The organism is Enterobacter sp. BNK-16 (assembly GCF_048684955.1).
Classification (GTDB): domain Bacteria; phylum Pseudomonadota; class Gammaproteobacteria; order Enterobacterales; family Enterobacteriaceae; genus Enterobacter; species Enterobacter bugandensis.
Window position 1 is genome coordinate 102,839 of record NZ_JBLQTQ010000002.1, and the last position, 17,845, is coordinate 120,683.

The window sequence follows — 17,845 nt, forward strand, 5'->3', positions numbered from 1 at the left end:
GGTCAAGTTTGGCATGCAATGTGGGAAATACAGCAAGTTTAGTATCCCCCCAAATGTAAGAAACAGACCAAGGGGGATATAGGATAAATTTCAGATTATTGTTTTTTATCAAGAAAATTAAACAGTAAACGACCATCTTCTTCGGTTGTATAACTTACCTTTAAGGGCGTCTTCTCATTAATTTTCTTCAGCGCAGGTTCCAGGAAGGTACGTTTCATTTCCGCAATATTGTTCTTCTGCGAGGTTGGAAGCATAAACCTTTCACTTAACCAGTCATGTGTGGTGATCCAGACACCCGTGCTCCGGAACTGACACAGGCTTTCATAAAGCCGGATGACACGAACACTATTGAGCTGGCCGCAGTCATACAGAGAATAAGTAGTGAACTGGGAGGTTAAGCCAACAAGGAATGGCATGACCTTGTAGTTAAACTCAATCTGCCAGGAACCCCGGCCTCTCTTCATTCCTGCTTCAGCAAGCCAAGGACGTTTAACTTCTTCAAACTCACCTTCTTTTGGATAGAAGGTAACCGTTGATTCGCCCAAAGCATTTACCCCAGCCTTTACATCACGACTGGCGACAGACGTAGCGACATTGAAGTATTTGACGTAATCGGAAACGCTAATTTTGAAGAGAGGTAATACGTCAGAATCATCATCCTGACTGTCGTTGAAATAGGCCTGCATAAGGCATAACCACAGCACACGTTTTGCCTGAAGAGGCAAGTAATATGCGGCTTCGGTCAATTCGTTAGATTGCTTTATACTGGCGCGTTTTTTAAACGTTTTAGTAGCTGGCAAGAGTGCTTGAGTATCCATTCCAAGGCCTATGGGTAAATTATTATTCACCCATAATGACAGTGAAAACAGAAATTGCAAGCTATCGCGTTTCTTATCCACCGGGAAAAAATGCAATTTATCCACAAGTGGATAATTGAGATCTAAACTTGACCTGTTTCCCATAGCTTGTTGATGCGTATCCCATAGCTTGTTGCTATGAAACCCACAGATACGTGATTAATTACCCATAATATGTTAACCAGTTGCCCATAATGAACTCCTCTCAGGGCGCGCTGCATGCGGCTTTCAGTCTCCCTAAAAGGAATAAAATAAAGAAAAAAGAATTAAAAAAGACTTTATAAAAATATGCCCGTGGATAAGTGGATAAAGCAGAGTGGGGTATCCATTTAACACCGAGCGTAAGCAGAATTTATCAGTGCAGTTCCCTGGTGCTTCCTCGCTCACTCGCGGGCTTCGCCCTGTCGTTCGACTGCGGCGAGCACTACTGGCTCTCTCTGAAAAGCGAAATTTAACTGATCCTCGCTATGGGGATATCTTTCCAGCGGGTGGTGTACGCAGGGGAGAGCATGTCGCGTTTCATTTGCCATGATGGCGCTATCCCTCGTCCGGCAAACCAGACCTGTCCCAGCCCGGAATGATTAATGCCATCGAGAACCTTCATCAGCTCAGCGCTGTGAGGACGTGGAGGACGTTCGTCGAACAGCTGCAGCTGCGAAACGCCGGAGCCGGTGAAGTCATTCAGCATCACACCGGCTTTGGCATACTGGTGCCCATCCTTCCAGATACGCTCCAGAGCCGTTGTGGCGGCCGCAATGATGTCCCGGGTGTCCTGAGTGGGGGTAAGCAGTTTCTCCGTGGCCACGTTGCCGTAGTAAGGCTCTTTAACGGCGAACGGAGACGTTTTGATGAATACGGAAATATGCCGGCAATACTGGCGCTCTTTACGCAGCTTTTCTGAGGCCCGCTCTGCGTACTGACAGACAGCCTGGCGGAGCGAATCGTATTCAGTGACCTTCTCGCCGAAGCTACGGCTGCAGACGATCTGCTGCTTTGTTGGCGGGGCTTCTTCAAGCGACATGCAGCTTTCCCCGTTCAGTTCGCGTACTGTTCGCTCGAGAACGACGGAGAAATTTTTGCGGATAAAGGCCGGGTTCGTCAGGGCCAGATCGAGCGCGGTTTTGATGCCCAGAACATTGAGCTTGCGTGCAATACGGTTTCCCACGCCCCAGATCTCTTCGACCGGCTGCAGTGAAAGCAGTTTCCGCGTTCGCTGTGGATTCCCCCGAGTCAGTGCGAGCACACCACGAAACTGTTTCCACTCTTTTGAAGCCCACTGGGCTGATTTTGCCAGGGTTTTCGTCGGCCCGGCACCCACGCCGATGGTCAGACGGGTACAGTCATACACGTGCTGGCGCAGCTGCCGGCCGAAGTCCTCCAGGTCCATGCAGTGCTCAACGCCGGTCAGGTCGAGGAACATCTCGTCAATCGAATACTGTTCCACCCTGGGGGCCAGCTCCTCCAGGCAGCTCATCACGCGTGCCGACATCGAGGCATAAAGTTCATAGTTGCTGGAGAATGCGTATATTTTTTCCGTGTAAGTCTCGTTTTTCATCTGAAACCACGGCGTGCCCATTTTGATCCAGGGCTTTGCCTCGGCACTTCTTGCGATTACGCAGCCATCGTTATTACTGAGCACCACAACTGGCTTTCCTTTCAAGTCCGGGCGGAAAACACGTTCACAGCTGGCATAAAAGCTGTTCACATCGGCCAGGGCAAACATCAGTACATCTCCCTCGGGCGGTGGATGATGTGCGTGACGACGCCAAAGATATCCAGATCGTCCGGGTCAGGATAAATCGGCGACCAGGAGGCGTTCATGGGCTGCAGCGTCAGTCGTGGCGTCAGCAGCAGCCGTTTAACCGTAAATTCCCCCTGCACGCTGGCCACAACAATATCGCCGTGCCGGGGCTTCTCGGCACTGTCCACAACCAGCAGATCGCCATTGTACAGGCTGCCGTCGGCCATGCTGTCTCCGCTTGCGCGAAGGTAGTAAGTCGCGCTTGGATGTCGTATGCAGTAATCATGGAGATCCAGGTCGGACTCGACATAGTCAGCTGCAGGGCTGGGAAAACCGCAGCTGGCCAGGTCTGCAAACAACGGACGGGCCTGTGGCGGGAGTGCTTTCCCGGTGCTGAAAAGCTGCAGTTTCATCTTTCCTCCTGACGTTCAAGTATACTGGTTATGCATACAGTATATTTAACAGCGTGAGGATAATCCAGATCACCTGCTCCATGAACAGGGTGAGTAACCTAAGCTACTCAAAATGTTCGTGAATATCATTTTGATTCACACATGTTGCTCATAATGAGAAATAAGACTTTTATTTTCCCATGTTGCTCTTATAATGTGTATCAAATTGAGTTTAATTGACGGAGCATAATGATGAATATTTACTGCGATGATGGTTCAACTAATGTTAAGCTGGCATGGTTTGAAGGAAACGAGCTGCAGACCCGAGTTTCTGCGAACTCCTTCCGGCATGGCTGGAAAGTGGCGGAATTCAGTGCGGCAACGTTCAACTATCAGGTGGGCACGCTGAAATACACCTGGGACAGCGTCAGCCGGGATGCCATCCCGACAACAAACGTGGAATATCAGTACGGTGATCTCAACTTGCTGGGCGTGCATCATGCGCTGCTGAACAGCGGACTTGATCCGCAGCCGGTGAGCCTGACCGTGACGCTCCCTTTGAGCGAGTATTATGACGGGGACTGCCAGCGGAACGAGGAGAATATCCAACGCAAACGGGAAAACCTGATGCGTGAGCTGGTTCTGAATAAGGGCAGGGCATTTACCGTAACGGACGTGAAGGTGATGCCGGAATCACTGCCGGCGGCGTTCTCCCGTCTCGCGGAGCTGAAACCCGGACCCGCTGAGACCACCCTGATTATCGATCTCGGCGGAACCACGCTCGATGCCGGCGTGATTGTCGGACAGTTTGATGATATCAGTGCGGTACACGGCAATCCGTCTGTCGGCGTGTCACAGGTCACCCGCGCAGCTGCAGGCGCGCTGCGGGCTGCAGACAGCGAAACCAGCGCGCTTATTGCTGACACGGTCATCCGCAACCGCAATGATCGTCAGTATCTGCAGCGTGTGATCAACGATGCCGGAAAAATTGACGATGTGCTGAACAAAATTACGGAGGCAATCACTTCCCTGGGGGCGCGTGTCACCAGTGAGCTGACGGCCTTCAGGAACGTTAACCGGGTATTCCTGGTCGGGGGAGGGGCATCCCTCATTGAAGAGGCTATCCGTCAGGCCTGGCCTGTGGCTCCTGACCGTATCGAGGTTATAGGCGATCCGCAGCTGGCGCTGGCCAGAGAGATTGCCCTTTATAATAAAGAGGACTAAACGTGCCGGACGGCCAGTATTCTTTCTATCTGCACAGCGACGATCGCACCGACATCGCGGCGATGGCGACCATCAGCTCCATCTCACAGCCCCTGCGCGGTGACTTCATCCGGACCGCCGCCACCGCCGGGGCGGTGATGTACCAGACGGATGCCCGTTTACCGGCGCTGATCCCGGTGTTCTTTGACGGGCATCTGAGCGCCATCCGGCTTTGTGCCGTGATGGCGCTGGTATCCGGCACCTGGTCTTCGCTCTCAGGACTTCCTGATGAGCCTGATGGTGGCGTGGCGGCTCTGGCCATGTCACCGGAGACGGAATACCAGCGCCGGCGTTACACCCTGACGCTTCAGGATGACCGGAGCAGTGAACGGGTTGAGCGTGTGCTGACGGGCGTGTCATCCCGCCTGCGTGGCGAGCTGCTGAGAAACCTGATTATCACCGGTCTGGCCCTGCATACGACCGCACCGGAGCTGCCGCGTCTGCTGGCCAGTATGCCGGTACCGCCCGGCACGGTCAGCGAGCTGCAGGTTCTGGTTCAGCAGATGGCCGGTACAGCTGGCGCGTGTAAGGCTGCAGTACCGGAGAAACCAGCAGAGCCTGCCGCACCGTTAACCGGTGACGCGACCAGGATAAAGAAAAATATGCGACGGGCATTCGGAGACTAGAACATGTCAGTGATTAAACAAAAGGCAGAGCAGTGCATTCATAACTTTCTGCGCGCCCGGAACGTGCCTGAATCTCAGTGGCCGGATCTGGTTAAAAAGACCGGGAGGGGAATGATACTGGCAGGCGTGGCCGTTGTGGTTCCCGGCGTTCTGGCTGATAACATCTCCCTGCCGGTGACTATCGCGATGCAGGTCTGTTACGCCTCACTGATCGGCCTCGGGGTTCTCCTGGCGTTTGACGAGAAAAAACCAAAGGGACGGGGATGAATATGAGCATAAACAGTATGCAGCTTGAAGAACTGACTGGAGATGAACGCACGCTGGTCGTTGTGGCGCTGCAGGCGCTGCACCGTGAGAGATTAACCGCATCAAATGCCGTCTTTACGGTCTGTAGTATGGCCGGAAAAGAGCAGCCGCCGGAAGATATATTTGGGCTGCGTGAAGTTCAGGATGCACTGAGACGTCTTGGTGCTGCCCCTGCGCGTTAGATCCGGCCCCGTACGCTTCAGAATTTAAAAACGGCAGGCTGATATCTTGTACCTGCCGTAAGACATGACCTCGTTTTAACCTCTGCCTCCTCCTGAATAAAAAGGAACTCGGTTCCCTTCGCCTTATTGCCGCCAGCCGGCGGCGTGTTCAACGCCGTGCCTTCACGCTAACCCGGCCGCTACGGTCGCAAGGGTTTACGTTGTCTCCGTCCTCACCCGTTCGCACCTTTCACGGTGCATTCAGCCCGTGAAAGGCTTGCGCTGCGGCTTGCGGCGTCGCCCCTGCGCCCTCCGCTTTCCGCCGGGTTTTTGTGGCGGCACGGCGCAACAGGGTGCCGGATGCTGAGGACACAACCATGTTCAGACTGACCTGTATTGAACTCGATAACGGCGAGTTTGCCGTCTATATCAATCACCATTATCTGTGGAGTGAGGATGCCTGCTCAGAGCGGCTTTCCCTGGGGGAGGTTCTGGAACAGCTCTCCATGCTTCCAGGCGTGGAATTACAGACCCTGCATGAACCCGTGCCGGAGGACGATGACTGGTGCTGGAACGACATCGCCGATCGCGTACTGCCGTCGCGTCGAGCATGTCGTGATGATGTGACGGTGGCTGGGCTCATCGCCAGGCTGAAGCAGTACCCACCTGATGCACTGTGTCTGGGAACGTTCTGGCTGGAAGATGATTTCCTGTCGCTCGATGGCAGTCTGTCAGAGGAGGAAATTGCAGAAGCCATGCGTATCTGCGACCACAGCCACGATGCAGGCATCGGTTTTAACTGGGACACGCTGCAGTTCGCTATCGACCACGTGAAGGGGCGCTGAAAAAAAGGACACCATCCGGGGAGGTGGTGTCCTGAAGCCATGCAATTCGTTAAGGATGTCGGTTCCCTCCGTCTTATTGCCGCCAGCTGGCGGCGTGTTCAACGCCGTGCCTTCACGCTAACCCGGCCGCTGCGGTCGCAAGGGTTCACGTTGTCTCCGTCCTCACCCGTTCGCACCTTTCACGGTGCATTCAGCCCGTAAAAGGCTTGCGCTGCGGCTTGCGGCGTCGCCCCTGCGCCCTCCGCTTTCCGCCGGGTTTTTGTGGCGGCACGGCGCAACAGGGTGCCGCATATCAGAGAGGAGTGTGTCTATGTCCCGTTTTATTCTGGGTGACTGCGTGCAGGTGATGTCCCTTTTTCCGGCGCTTGCCGTTGATTTTATTCTTACCGATCCGCCGTATCTGGTTGGCTATAAAGACCGTACCGGCCGCACCCTGGCCGGGGACAACTCTGCCGAATGGCTCCAGCCCGCATGTCATGAAATGTACCGCGTGCTGAAAAACGACAGCCTTATGGTGAGCTTCTATGCCTGGAACCGCGCGGATCTGTTTCTGAATGCGTGGAAAGCGGCCGGCTTCCGGGTGGTTGGCCATATCGTCTTTACCAAGAGCTACGCCTCAAAATCGACGTTCGTGGGTTACACCCATGAGAGCGCTTACCTGCTGGCGAAGGGGAGGCCGCAAACCCCGGACCGTCCCATCCCGGACGTGATCCCCTGGAAATACACGGGCAACAGACACCATCCGACGGAGAAGCCGGTGCAGAGCCTGCGACCGCTGATCGAATCGCTCACGCGTCCGGGGGCCATTGTCCTTGACCCGTTCGCCGGCAGCGGCTCCACCTGCGTGGCCGCCGCCGAAGCCAGCCGCCGCTATATTGGGATCGAGATGCTTGAGCAGTACCACGCCGCCGGCGTCCGCCGTCTGGCACAGGTTGAACGGGCGAGAAGGATGCCGGCGGCCAATGACGGTGCGTTTTACCCCGACTGGCCGGAGGCAGCATGAATTACCCGGGTCTTGAACACCTGCGCGCGGACGTGGCCGTGCTCAGCAATGCAATGTGTGATGTGCGGATGCTGCTGAACCGCCTCGAATCGCAGCACCGGCACGACGCGGCAACGCTTACTGAACGTATGGCAGCGCAGACTCTGCACCGGATCAACACCCTGCTTCTGGAAGCCTACCGCGAAGCCCTGGTGCTGGACGAGACTTTTCAGGACTGACTGACCCTGCCGGGCTGAGGCCCGGCCTGTAACCCCTTACAAGAGAGAAAAAACAATGTACGGAACTCGCGAAGAACTTTGTGAAGATCTTGAAAACATGTTCACGCCTGACGAACTCCTGGTCCTGCTGGTCTGGACGGAAGAGGGGATTAGCGTGGCCTGCCGTGAAGCCCAGCCAGAACCGGACGGGGCTGAAATCCGGAATGTGATGAAGGCGCTCGGCGAAATGAAAATGACGCAATACCGTCAGCAGGGGGTAAATAATCTGACCATTAGCGACCTTCTGAACCGTCAGCGCGAAGCGGAAAACCGTCAGGTGAGCGTTCCGGCGGTACTCCTCTCCCGCGTCCTGCGTAACTATGAATGCGAGCTGGAAAACCGGATCGGTATGGCCTGGGAAGCCGGGCGGCAGGAGCCTGAATCTGTCAGGGATGAGCTGAATAACGTTCGCGCCCTACAGGAGGCGCTGGCCGCCTGAGAGAACGCCGGGGTAACGCCCCGGCAACCGGTGGCCATCCACTGCGAATAAGGATGTCAGTGCCTTCCGCTTTTATCCGCCGCCGCCCTCCGGGCCACGTCGGGGCAATGAAACTCCCCTGAAGCTCCGTGCGGTGACGGCATGCGCCGTGACTTCACGGTAGCCCGGCCGCATCGGCCACAAGGGTTCGCTGACGCCTCCGTCCTCACCCGTTCGCACCCTTCACGGTGCATTCAGCCCGTGAAGGCTTTGCGCTGCGGCTTGCGGCGTCGCCCCTGTGTCCTCCGCTTTTCGCCGGTCTGTCGTGTCGTCACGGCGATGCCGGAACCGAGAATATGTTAACCGTGGAGGATCTATGAACCAGACCGTGACCTGTGATGCTGTTCGTCTTGAGGGTGCGCAGCGCCTGACTTTCCTGCCTGATTTGTTTGGCGGCGATTTTATGACGTCCGAGGCATCCGTGTACGCCTACGCCCAGCGTTATTGCCCTGAGTATCAGGGGGGATTCTGGCAGTTTTACCGGCTGCCGGAAGGCGGCGGATATATGGCGCCTGACGTGGTGAGCCTGACCCTGTGCAATCGGGAAAACTGGTTTGAGCAGACTGTCAGCGGGGAAGTGGCGGGGATCATCCTCACGGCGCTGGTACTGAATCACCGGAGCTGGCACCACAGCAACCATGACCACGAGGAACTGTGCCGCCACTTCTGCCGCCGTTATGAGCAGCTTATGGCATTTGCTGATACCCATCCGGAAAGCGCCACCATCTGGCGTGCCCTTGACTGACTGACCGTGGGCGGCGATGCCGCCCGATTAAAGGAGAAAAACATGATTGGTACAGCAAGAGAAATTGCCCTTGAAATGTTCAGATGTGCCGACCTCGATGCCGAGAAGTACGTTTTCGCCAGCTGGGACAGCAATGATATCCGAAGCATTTGTGTGGACTGGGATCTGAGCAGTGCCGAGATCGAAACGATTATGGAAAGGTTAAGTACCACGCTGGATTACGGCGGCTGTGTCTCTCTCATTCATGGCATTGTGGAGGAAATGATTGAGGAGAAGCGAGAACACCGCACAGTGACCATCCCTGCAACCTCACTTGAAATGGTCATGTAACTTGCAGGAAGGGAAATGCAGCGTATCGCCGTATGCGCGGAGGATGGCGGCGGATCAGCAGAAGAAACCCTGAAAGAAGAAAACGACGTCATGATGCGCCTGCGTGCTGCGCTTGAGGCCTGACAGAGAAGCCGGAGGCGTTGCCTCCGGAAACTGAAAAAAGGAGAACACTATGCAACTGTCACCGGAAACCCGCAGTATCCTGCGCCAGTATAAAACGCTCATCAACGAGCGACGTCGTGAATCCGGACTCAGCCCCGTAACCACAGCGAAAGTGCTGGATGAGATCTGCGAATCGGCTACCCGCCAGTGCGCCGTCTATCTTTGCGGCCACTTCATTCTCCAGGGCGGCCAGGGGGATGGACAATAAATGATCCGGGCGGGGCATATGCGCCGCCTGTTCGTGCGCGAAAACCCTGTCATCCCTTCGGGCTGACGGGCGGCAAGGCCAGCGCCTGCGGCGCTGCCCCCTCCCGCCTTGATGTAAGCCCGGGTAGATGCAGATAAAAGCCATTGTGAGGGCAAATTGTCACGGATACGGTCCTGCGTGGCGTGGCGTGGCGTGGCGTGGCGTGGCGTGGCGTGGCGTGGCGTGGCGTGGCGTGGCGTGGCGTGGCGTGGCGTGGCGTGGCGTGGCGTGGCGTTGTCGCCAGCTCTGAAACCCGATCAGCAAATCCTCTGAAAACACCTGAATCCCTCTTCTGGCCCCCTTCGGCTCCCGGCCAGCGTTGCTGTCCGGTCGTCGAGCCCCACTCCGCCAGGGCGGCCGCTGCGCACCCGCCAGGCTCCGCCGAACCCCTGCGGGTTTCGGACCATACGGCTAGGGTCTGATGGCAAAGGTCAAAGGCTGCGGCTTCTCCGGCCGTGCCGTCCGGAACGCCTTCACCGCGCCGGCTGATGCCGTCGCTTTAATGGCGCCACGCCGTTCCGACGTGTCGGGTGTGTGCATCCTGTTCCCCCGGTGAAGCCTCCCCGTGAGCCCTCACGCGGAGGGCTTGTCGTAGCACCGTCGGGTCGTCATCCAAGGGGTGAAATGCACTCCGCCAAAACTTTTTGCGTGCCGCAAAAACTTTAGTCTCCGCCCCTTTCCTTCCTCCCTTCGCCGTTGCTCCTTTGCCCTTTGCCGCGAGAGAACTCACCAGGGAGATGGCCAGCCATCACCACAGGAGAAAACCAGGATGCACACACAAAACGTCAACGTCAAAACCGCCGCTCCCGAATCTTCCAGGAAGATGGGGGAAGAACAAAACCCTGTTTCTGTCGCACGGGAGTGGGGGGCTCAGGCCACTGCGCTGAAAGCGGATGTCACCGTCACCCTGTCCGATGTGTCCCGATACGGCGACGTGCAGGTGGAGATCCGCACCAACGGAACGCTTAACTGGCGCGCCTGGTCGTTTGAACCGGATTTTCTTTTTGAACTGAAGCGCAACCTGCAATACGTGCAGATGTAACCGGAGGCCGGACGTCCGGCCTTAACCCAGAGAAGGAGGAACCATGCAGAACCTTAACACCCGCCAGACGACCAGAAAGGTCGGGCAGAGCACCGAAATCGTGAAGCTGCTCCGTATTCAGGCCAGCGACACTCACGTGGTCGAGTTTGACAACGTGGACACCCGTTTTAACGACTGCAACAACTGGCAGGTGATGGCAGGAGGCAAACGTGTCCTGTTCAGCAACCGCATGTATGAGCGTTTTTCAGATGTGAAATCGGGGATCGTGGCAACGATCAACGTGTGTGAAAACAGCGGCAGCGTAACGGATAAAGCGATGCTGGAAGGGGCAAAAGTCATGATGCAGGTTCTGGATGGCTATCCGTCCTTTGCGGCACTGGCAGCACACCCGAAACGCATTACCGGTTAACCGAGTGCCGTGACCGGAAGGCAATCCGGCCACGGCTAACCACAACTATCACTGAGAGGTAAAAATCATGGTCGCCACTAATACTACGGCAAAAAAACCAGCCAGGACCACCCGCCAGACAAAATCTGCGGAAAAAATCGCGCAGTCTACCGAGCAGAAGCTCGTCCAGCTGCTCGCTGATACGCCCGTGCAAATTTTCCCGTACTCCCGCCTGTCACGCACTGACTTAAACACGCGCATCATTCCGCATACCGATCAGGAAGTGGAAGAGATGGCAGACAGCATTCAGGCAATGGGCATCCTGCAAAACCTGATCGGTGCAGAACTGCCGGACGGTACGATCGGTATTGTCGGCGGGGAAGGTCGCCGCAGGGGCACAGGCATTCTGGTGATGCGCGGTGTGCTCGATGCAGACACGCCGTTTGTTCCGGTGAAAGTCCTGCCCGTGGAGATGGCGGTGGCGGCCTCGATGATCGAGAACGGTCGACGTAAAAACATGCATCCCGCCGAGCAGATTATCGGTTTTCGTACACTTCAGCAGGAAGGTAAAACAGCCTCTCAGATTGGCGCACTGATGGGTTATCACCCGCGCCACGTTCAGCGCTGCCTGAAGCTGGCGAATCTTGCCCCCTCCCTGCTGGATGCGCTGGCGCGGGATGAAATCTCCCTTGAACAGTGTGAAGCCCTGACCCTTGCTGACACCCATGAGCGTCAGGAGCAGGTCTGGAAAGAGGCTGTTGAACAGTGGCGCGATCCTGCCGTACAGACCCTGCGCAAAATGGTGACCGACGACAAGATGGCTATCAGTCACCCGATGTTTGAGTATGTGGGCGAGGAAGCCTATACCGCCGCTGGCGGTACGCTGAACGCCGATCTGTTCAGCGACAGGGACAGCACCTTTGCCGATGCGGCGCTGGTGAAATCTTTGCTGGCTGGCAAGCTCACCGTACTCGCCGCCCGAGTTAAGCAGGAGCAGGGCTGGGGCTGGGCTGAGTACCGTATGACGGAACTGCGCGCCAGCGGTGAGGACGGTGAACTGTACCGTTTTGCCATGCCGAAAGCTGTCCTGACGGAAGAAGAACAGAAGCGTGTCAGTGAGCTGGAAGAACAAATGGAAGCCACTGAAACCTACGATGACGACTACGAACTTCAGCAGCAGATAGATGACATTTACTGCGAGGCGCAGTACCGCGAAGCCACGCCGGAATTTCGAGCAGCGCACGGTATCTGGGTGTCATGGGATGGCGACAGTTTTCAGGTTCAGCCTGGTATCCGCAGGCTGACCGACGAAGATCGGGCCGACGAAGAACAGGCGCGTCAGGAACGTGAAAACAACGTAATAAGACACACCACACCTGAAATACCTGCTGACGCCTATCCGGCAACGCTGGTTAAGGCCATGTCTGCGGAGCGCACTCTCGCCGTTCAGGCGGAACTGGCGGGTCGCCCCGACGTATCGGTGGCGCTGCTGACGTGGACACTGTGTCTCAGTATGTTTGACCGCAGCTACGGAAAGCGCAGCGAACCGCTGAAAGCTTATGTGACCTCGAATCAGTATCACCTTGCATCACTGGCTCCATCCGGTGACGAAGGGAAGGCGCTGACGGCGCTTAAAGCACAGAAAGAGGCGCTTCAGGCAACGCTGCCCGAAAACTGGCATCTCGATTTCACCTGGCTGCTGTCATGGTCAGTAGAGCAGGTGAACATCCTGCTGGGATTCTGTGCAGCGCACGGTATCAACGGCATTCAGGAACGCCTGTATAACCGCACGGCCACCAGTGAACTGGACGGGCTGGAAGCGGCGCTGGACTTTGACCTGCGCAAGTGGTGGCAACCGGGTGCAGAGAGCTACTTCGGCAAGCTCACCATCGCCCAGATCGGCAAAGCCTACGAAGAAGCCGGACTGAGTGCCCGCGCCGGAGAGATTGTGAAGCTCAAGCGCCGCGATGCGGCGAAGGCCGCCGAACAGGATCTGAATGCTCAGGGCTGGCTGCCTGACTGGATGGTGCGCCCTGCGCCAGCCGCTGAGGCAGAAGAAGCCACTGAATCCGACGCTGATACCACTGACCACGCTGCTTAATACCGGAGGCCGCCGCCTTCGGGCGGCGGGAACAGACATGACCATGCAATATGACCTGAACCGAATCAACACCCTGACCGCCTCCGACCTGGAGTTTATCCGTCAGCAGGGCGAGGACGCGCGCCGCGCCCTCAGCGATGCCGTGACCGGCCTCCTGTCGACACCTGAAGGATGGCGCGTCTGCGCCGAATACCGCAGCGAGTTCGGCGGCTTCTTTCCCGTCCAGTGCCGCTTCAGCGCGGACGGTAGTGATGACTGGCATCTGTGCGTGTGCAGCCCCGGCGAAGTCTCGCCGTACTGGATTCTGGTGCTGCTCTCCTCCGGCGGGGAAGTGGTGCGTACCCTTTACCAGAGTGACACGCTCCAGCCCGACCGGATCAGCCAACTGATCGCGCAGCTGGCAGGTATGCGCCGCTTTAACTGCACTGCCAGCACCGTGGCGAACCTGATGAGCGGGGAGGTGACAGCATGATCCCGTCCTCACACGCGCTCGTTTCCCTGAAGCCAGCCCGTCAGGCCGCAATACAGGCTATCAGCCATGTTGAGTCTGCCCGCGAACGCGGTGCACGGCTGCCCGCCATGCCGTATGTGCGTACCTTTCTTCGCCTTCTCACGGGCAGCGGACGCCTCAACGCCACGGTGGCCAATAAAATACCTGGCCTGCACTGGGTGCCAAATAACCGTCATTCGAACCTGAAACAGGTCGAGGAGGCACTTAACACGATGATTGCCACCAGTGGCGAAACCTGCCCGCTGCCGCTCACGATTGACGTACAGGCCGAACTGTTTCCTGAAGTCATGCACACCCGCACGGGGCGACGGCTGCACAGGTCCGGCATTAAGACCACGCGCGAACTTCGCCGTCAGTCTCGTGAGTATGAACAGCGCTGGAAACTGCGCCAGAACCTGCTGGAGCAGGCGAAAATCGACCTGAATTTTCAGTCTCCGCAAACCGTCTGCACCTGGTACACCCGGTGGAGCGATGAGTTTGACGCGGCAGAGCTTGCCGAACCGTTCTGGCGCTGGCAGTCGCGGTTCGCGTCGCTGAAGGAACTTGACTGGCTTCGCATCAGCGGCGAGCCGCTGTATGCAGTGATGTACGAAATCCCGTTTATCGTGCGGGAGACTCCAGAGCCTGTCCGTACTGCTGAGCGCTGGCAGGTACCGAACAAGCTGCGATACCAGCAGGGGGGCGAATGAGAAATAATCCCTGCAAGACGGAGCTGAAAGTCGCCCGTAGCCAGCGTAACAAGCTCCGTACCATGTCTGCAAAGCTGAAAGAGATGTGCTGCGAGTGGGACGGACTCAGTGGCTGGCTGGAAACCGAAAGCGAGCAGCTGGCTGAGAGGATAGACAGGCATCTTGAGGCGCTCGAAGACCAGATCCGCGAGTGGTCAGAAGGTACGGATAACCGGGAGGGATATTGAGCATTATCAGCCGAAGGTTCGATAAAAAAGAGACAGGAACTGTGTTCCGGCATGCTGAAAGCGGGAAGATCCTGTACCGTCTTGATGCCCGGCTGGAGCGGGATGACTGGGAAACATTGCAGTCGATGATCAGCCTTGTCTATAACGCCGGCGTGGCCGCCGGAAGCGAACAGCGAGCCGCTGAAATTCGTGAGGCTCTGGAATATTCAGGAACTGGATGACGCGGGAAAATGATGAGGATTTATACAGTTTTCAGACTGTTATTCCTGGGCAGATGATCGACAACGGGATATAATGGCGATGGCGCTTGAGGCTTTTTTCCTCATGACGTGAAGGTGGTTTGTTGCCGTGTTGTGTGGCAGAAAGCAGAAAGCCCCGTAGTTAATTTTCATTAACCCATGCACTGCACCCATTTAGTTGGACTCTCAAATTGGAGAGTCCCATGTCCGGACGTAAATACACCTTTCAACAGCGCCTCGAAGTGGTTATGCACTATTTCACTACAGATGATGGCTACCGCTTAACATCCGCTCGCTTTAACGTCCCCAGAACCCAGGTAAGATTATGGGTTGCAGCCTATGATGCTTATGGAGAAGAAGGTCTGAAGCCCAGGGATAAAGGCGTATCAATTGATCCCGATATCAGAGTCGAAGCCGTGAAGGCGGTACTGACGGGGAAGATTTCCCAGACGCAGGCTGCTGCGAAATTTAACGTCGCGGGTTCGGCCTCTGTTGGGAAGTGGATTAAGGTGTTCAGCGAACATGGAGAGGAAGGGCTTCGTTCTCTCCGTGTAGGCAAAAAAAGGGCACTTCATATGATTGATGATCCTGTTGAATTTGAGACAGCACTGGAGCGTTCGAAAGATAAACGTATTCAGGAGCTTGAACAAAAAGTCCGCCGACTGGAATTGCAGATACTTTATTTAAAAAAGTTGAAAGCCTTAGTTCGGTAAGGGATAAGGTCAGAATTATCGACGAACTGAGGCAGCACTATCCGTTCGATCAGCTTTTGCGGATAGCTCAGATACCCAGGAGTACGTTTTACTATCATCTGAAAGCACTCCGCTCCCCGGGAAAATACGATGAAGTGAAATGCAGAATCAAAGAGATCTATGATGAGAACCTGGGCCGCTATGGTTATCGGCGGGTAGCACTGGCGCTCAGAAGAGAGGGAGGAGCGTTGAACCACAAAGTGGTTCAACGCCTGATGAATGCACTTCATCTCAAAGCTGCAATAAGAGTTAAGCGCTACAGTTCCTGGCGGGGTGAACATGGGCGTGCTGCTGACAATATCCTGCAACGAAACTTCAAAGCCAGGCGGCCTAATGAAAAATGGGTCACCGATGTCACTGAATTCGCTGTCAGTGGCCGCAAACTCTACCTTTCACCCATTATTGATCTCTTCAATAACGAAGTGATTTCCTACAGTATTTCAGAGCGTCCAACCATGCCTATGATCGATGACATGCTCATTAAGGCCTTTGCCAGGCTTGATGCAGGTATCAATCCTGTTCTTCATTCCGATCAGGGCTGGCAATACCGTCATCGATGGTACCAGTATCAGTTACGGGAGTTTGGCATCATCCAAAGTATGTCCCGCAAAGGCAACTGCCTCGATAATGCCTGTGCAGAATGCTTTTTCGGGACGTTAAAATCAGAATGTTTTTACACCAGTAAATTTAAGGATATTGATGAACTTAAGCTAGCTATTGAGGATTACATACGATACTACAATACCCGGCGAATTAGCCTTAAATTTAACGGACTCAGCCCGGTTGAATACCGCCTAAAGAGCTATCCAGGCAGAAATTAACAAGCTCTGTACTGGGATGCTGTCAGGAAACCGGAACGTCGTTGGACAGGCTCACGCAAGGGTCTGCTATGAGCGATAAGCAGACATTTATTTATGGAGCTTCAGTGTGAGCACCCTTATCAGTTCACGGATTCCGCCTGTGCTACAAACAAACTTCGATTGATGAATTGAATTAACAGAAGCTTTTAGTCTGTCTCATCACATATTGTTTTTTGTCGACAAAACTTAGGGTTGATTTGCACCTCAACCATAAGGACGAAGTATGTCAGCTAAAAAACGTATAGCCATTACCGGTGCTTCAGGGAAAATTGGCAGGGTTACAGTCGAGTGGCTCGAGAAAGCGGGTTATGAATTGTTTCTCATCGATAAAAAAGCCCCCTTAACCGATGCCCATCCAGCGATGATCGCGGATTTAGAGAATTTTGGTGCAACGCTCGATGCACTTTCCTCCGTAGGGGAAGATGTTTATTCACGGCCTGAAACTGCAGCCTTTGATGCCGTGGTTCACCTTGCCAGTATTCCTCACCCCCGGATGATCCCTGATTCTGACGAGTTCAGAAATAATATGCTGGCCACCTTCAACGTGTTTGAGGCATCCAGGCGCCTGGGGATTAAAAATATCATCTGGTCATCGAGCGAAGTCCCTACTGGCGTGCCTTACGACCAGTGGGATGCCCCCTATGTTCCGGTGGATGAGCACTACCCGGCCCGGGCGATCAGCATTTATGCGCTGACTAAAGTGCTGGGGGAAGAGATGGCCCGTCAGTTCTGCCTTAATAACGCAGACATGCGCATTACCTGTCTGCGGCTTTCTAATGTTATGGCGCAGGAAGAATACGCGCAGTTTGAAAGCTGGCAGAACGATCCTGCCATAAGGCAATGGAATATGTGGACTTATGTTGACGTCCGGGATGTTGCCCAGGCGATTGAAAAAGCTGTCGAATATGATGTCAGGGGTAAAGATGAGTTCTTTATTACCAGCGATGTGACCTGCATGCGAACCCCCACACAGGAACTTCTGGACCGCTACTATCCAGATGTTGAACAGCGTAAAAATTTTGCAGGTAATGAGTCAGCACTCAGCAGCGAAAAGGCAATGCGCGTCCTGGGATATCGCCCGGCGCACCGCTGGACCGATAGCATGTGATGCTCACGCTCCCACCTTTGCTACCGGCCTGCACATGGCCGGTTACCCCCTTTAACCGGAGAATCATATGAGTGAGAAAAAACTGGCTCTGATTACTGGCTCGAGCAACGGTATCGGCCTTGCACTTGCTGAAGAATTTGCAGCTAACGGATACGATCTTGTCATCGTCGCCAGGGATGAAAAAAAACTTTCAGCCACGGGTGAAAACCTGCAAAAACGTTTTTCAGTTAACGTACACGCGTTCAGCGCTGACCTGAGTGAGTATGACCAGATAACAGACCTGCAGGCCAGAATGGATGATGTCGGTTTAGCCCCTAATGCACTGGTCATCAACGCCGGCCAGGGACTCGGCGGCGCGTTTATCGACGGTACCGATCTTGAAAAAGAGCTTAGATTAATCCGGCTCAACGTTGATGCTGTTGTACATCTTTCTAAAATATTTATCCCGCGGCTCGTTGAGCAGGGTAACGGGCACGTTCTTATCACATCGTCGCTTTCCGGCTCGGCGCCAATAC

Annotated in this window: 25 protein-coding genes; 22 read left to right on the top strand and 3 right to left on the bottom strand. The window is 55.2% G+C overall.

Going from position 1 to position 17,845, the window contains the following annotated elements; genetic code table 11:
* Positions 1 to 95: 95 nt before the first annotated feature.
* The 3 genes from ACMGGH_RS23330 to umuD all read right to left on the bottom strand — a co-directional run bounded on the left by ACMGGH_RS23330 (position 96) and on the right by umuD (position 3,011).
* Complete coding sequence (locus ACMGGH_RS23330) at positions 96 to 962, bottom strand: replication initiation protein (protein WP_420299270.1); 867 nt, start codon at positions 960 to 962, stop codon at positions 96 to 98.
* A gap of 346 nt (positions 963 to 1,308) precedes the next feature.
* Positions 1,309 to 2,580, bottom strand: a complete 1,272-nt coding sequence (locus ACMGGH_RS23335; protein ID WP_420299271.1) for a Y-family DNA polymerase — start codon at positions 2,578 to 2,580, stop codon at positions 1,309 to 1,311.
* Positions 2,580 to 3,011, bottom strand: a complete 432-nt coding sequence (umuD, locus tag ACMGGH_RS23340; protein ID WP_420299272.1) for a translesion error-prone DNA polymerase V autoproteolytic subunit — start codon at positions 3,009 to 3,011, stop codon at positions 2,580 to 2,582. The genes ACMGGH_RS23335 and umuD overlap by 1 nt, the downstream gene beginning before the upstream one ends.
* A gap of 231 nt (positions 3,012 to 3,242) precedes the next feature.
* On the opposite strand from umuD, the gene parM reads away from it, so the two are divergent.
* The 22 genes from parM to ACMGGH_RS23450 all read left to right on the top strand — a co-directional run.
* Positions 3,243 to 4,214, top strand: a complete 972-nt coding sequence (gene parM / locus ACMGGH_RS23345; RefSeq protein WP_420299293.1) for a plasmid segregation protein ParM domain-containing protein — start codon at positions 3,243 to 3,245, stop codon at positions 4,212 to 4,214.
* Positions 4,215 to 4,216: 2 nt separating this feature from the next.
* The gene (locus tag ACMGGH_RS23350; protein ID WP_420299273.1) at positions 4,217 to 4,879 is read left to right on the top strand and encodes a plasmid partitioning/stability family protein; all 663 of its coding nucleotides are present in this window, start codon (positions 4,217 to 4,219) and stop codon (positions 4,877 to 4,879) included.
* Positions 4,880 to 4,882: 3 nt separating this feature from the next.
* Complete coding sequence (locus ACMGGH_RS23355) at positions 4,883 to 5,146, top strand: hypothetical protein (RefSeq protein WP_032663691.1); 264 nt, start codon at positions 4,883 to 4,885, stop codon at positions 5,144 to 5,146.
* Between the two features lie 2 nt (positions 5,147 to 5,148).
* The gene (locus ACMGGH_RS23360) at positions 5,149 to 5,367 is read left to right on the top strand and encodes a hypothetical protein (protein ID WP_396349949.1); all 219 of its coding nucleotides are present in this window, start codon (positions 5,149 to 5,151) and stop codon (positions 5,365 to 5,367) included.
* A 356-nt stretch (positions 5,368 to 5,723) separates the two neighbouring features.
* The gene (locus tag ACMGGH_RS23365; RefSeq protein ID WP_420299274.1) at positions 5,724 to 6,191 is read left to right on the top strand and encodes a hypothetical protein; all 468 of its coding nucleotides are present in this window, start codon (positions 5,724 to 5,726) and stop codon (positions 6,189 to 6,191) included.
* Between the two features lie 310 nt (positions 6,192 to 6,501).
* Complete coding sequence (locus ACMGGH_RS23370; RefSeq protein ID WP_420299275.1) at positions 6,502 to 7,194, top strand: DNA methylase; 693 nt, start codon at positions 6,502 to 6,504, stop codon at positions 7,192 to 7,194.
* A complete protein-coding gene (locus tag ACMGGH_RS23375; protein ID WP_420299276.1) occupies positions 7,191 to 7,412 on the top strand; it encodes a hypothetical protein in 222 nt (73 codons plus the stop codon). Before ACMGGH_RS23370 ends, ACMGGH_RS23375 begins: the two co-directional genes overlap by 4 nt.
* A 55-nt stretch (positions 7,413 to 7,467) precedes the next feature.
* Positions 7,468 to 7,890: a DUF1380 family protein gene (locus ACMGGH_RS23380; RefSeq protein ID WP_420299277.1), complete on the top strand. Its 423-nt coding sequence runs from the start codon at positions 7,468 to 7,470 to the stop codon at positions 7,888 to 7,890.
* Between the two features lie 355 nt (positions 7,891 to 8,245).
* Positions 8,246 to 8,674 carry an antirestriction protein gene (locus ACMGGH_RS23385; protein WP_125366686.1) on the top strand — a complete coding sequence of 143 codons (429 nt, stop codon included), beginning with the start codon at positions 8,246 to 8,248 and terminating at the stop codon, positions 8,672 to 8,674.
* Between the two features lie 42 nt (positions 8,675 to 8,716).
* Positions 8,717 to 9,004, top strand: a complete 288-nt coding sequence (locus ACMGGH_RS23390; RefSeq protein ID WP_420299278.1) for a hypothetical protein — start codon at positions 8,717 to 8,719, stop codon at positions 9,002 to 9,004.
* 172 nt (positions 9,005 to 9,176) lie between these two features.
* Positions 9,177 to 9,374 carry a hypothetical protein gene (locus ACMGGH_RS23395; protein WP_023337955.1) on the top strand — a complete coding sequence of 66 codons (198 nt, stop codon included), beginning with the start codon at positions 9,177 to 9,179 and terminating at the stop codon, positions 9,372 to 9,374.
* A gap of 177 nt (positions 9,375 to 9,551) precedes the next feature.
* Positions 9,552 to 9,686: a hypothetical protein gene (locus tag ACMGGH_RS23400; protein WP_420299279.1), complete on the top strand. Its 135-nt coding sequence runs from the start codon at positions 9,552 to 9,554 to the stop codon at positions 9,684 to 9,686.
* A gap of 496 nt (positions 9,687 to 10,182) precedes the next feature.
* Positions 10,183 to 10,455 (top strand): DUF905 family protein, encoded by a 273-nt coding sequence (locus tag ACMGGH_RS23405; protein ID WP_420299280.1) that lies wholly within the window; start codon positions 10,183 to 10,185, stop codon positions 10,453 to 10,455.
* Positions 10,456 to 10,498: 43 nt separating this feature from the next.
* A complete protein-coding gene (locus ACMGGH_RS23410) occupies positions 10,499 to 10,864 on the top strand; it encodes a hypothetical protein (RefSeq protein WP_032656165.1) in 366 nt (121 codons plus the stop codon).
* Between the two features lie 67 nt (positions 10,865 to 10,931).
* Positions 10,932 to 12,944: a ParB/RepB/Spo0J family partition protein gene (locus ACMGGH_RS23415; protein WP_420299281.1), complete on the top strand. Its 2,013-nt coding sequence runs from the start codon at positions 10,932 to 10,934 to the stop codon at positions 12,942 to 12,944.
* Between the two features lie 37 nt (positions 12,945 to 12,981).
* Positions 12,982 to 13,416, top strand: a complete 435-nt coding sequence (psiB, locus tag ACMGGH_RS23420; RefSeq protein ID WP_125366784.1) for a conjugation system SOS inhibitor PsiB — start codon at positions 12,982 to 12,984, stop codon at positions 13,414 to 13,416.
* Complete coding sequence (locus tag ACMGGH_RS23425) at positions 13,413 to 14,144, top strand: plasmid SOS inhibition protein A (RefSeq protein WP_420299282.1); 732 nt, start codon at positions 13,413 to 13,415, stop codon at positions 14,142 to 14,144. Before psiB ends, ACMGGH_RS23425 begins: the two co-directional genes overlap by 4 nt.
* Entirely contained in the window at positions 14,141 to 14,371 is a 231-nt protein-coding gene (locus tag ACMGGH_RS23430) for a hypothetical protein (RefSeq protein WP_420299283.1), read from the top strand. Before ACMGGH_RS23425 ends, ACMGGH_RS23430 begins: the two co-directional genes overlap by 4 nt.
* The gene (locus ACMGGH_RS23435; RefSeq protein WP_420299284.1) at positions 14,368 to 14,592 is read left to right on the top strand and encodes a hypothetical protein; all 225 of its coding nucleotides are present in this window, start codon (positions 14,368 to 14,370) and stop codon (positions 14,590 to 14,592) included. The genes ACMGGH_RS23430 and ACMGGH_RS23435 overlap by 4 nt, the downstream gene beginning before the upstream one ends.
* 221 nt (positions 14,593 to 14,813) lie before the next feature.
* Positions 14,814 to 16,183 (top strand): IS3 family transposase gene (locus ACMGGH_RS23440; protein ID WP_420299285.1). Its coding sequence is split into 2 segments (ribosomal slippage): positions 14,814 to 15,303 and positions 15,303 to 16,183, totalling 1,371 coding nucleotides; the frame shifts between segments, so codons are not numbered across the junction.
* 262 nt (positions 16,184 to 16,445) lie between these two features.
* The gene (locus ACMGGH_RS23445; protein ID WP_192544730.1) at positions 16,446 to 17,330 is read left to right on the top strand and encodes an NAD-dependent epimerase/dehydratase family protein; all 885 of its coding nucleotides are present in this window, start codon (positions 16,446 to 16,448) and stop codon (positions 17,328 to 17,330) included.
* A gap of 67 nt (positions 17,331 to 17,397) precedes the next feature.
* Positions 17,398 to 17,845, top strand: a 448-nt coding sequence (locus tag ACMGGH_RS23450; protein ID WP_420299286.1) for an SDR family NAD(P)-dependent oxidoreductase, incomplete at its 3' end; no start/stop codon positions are given.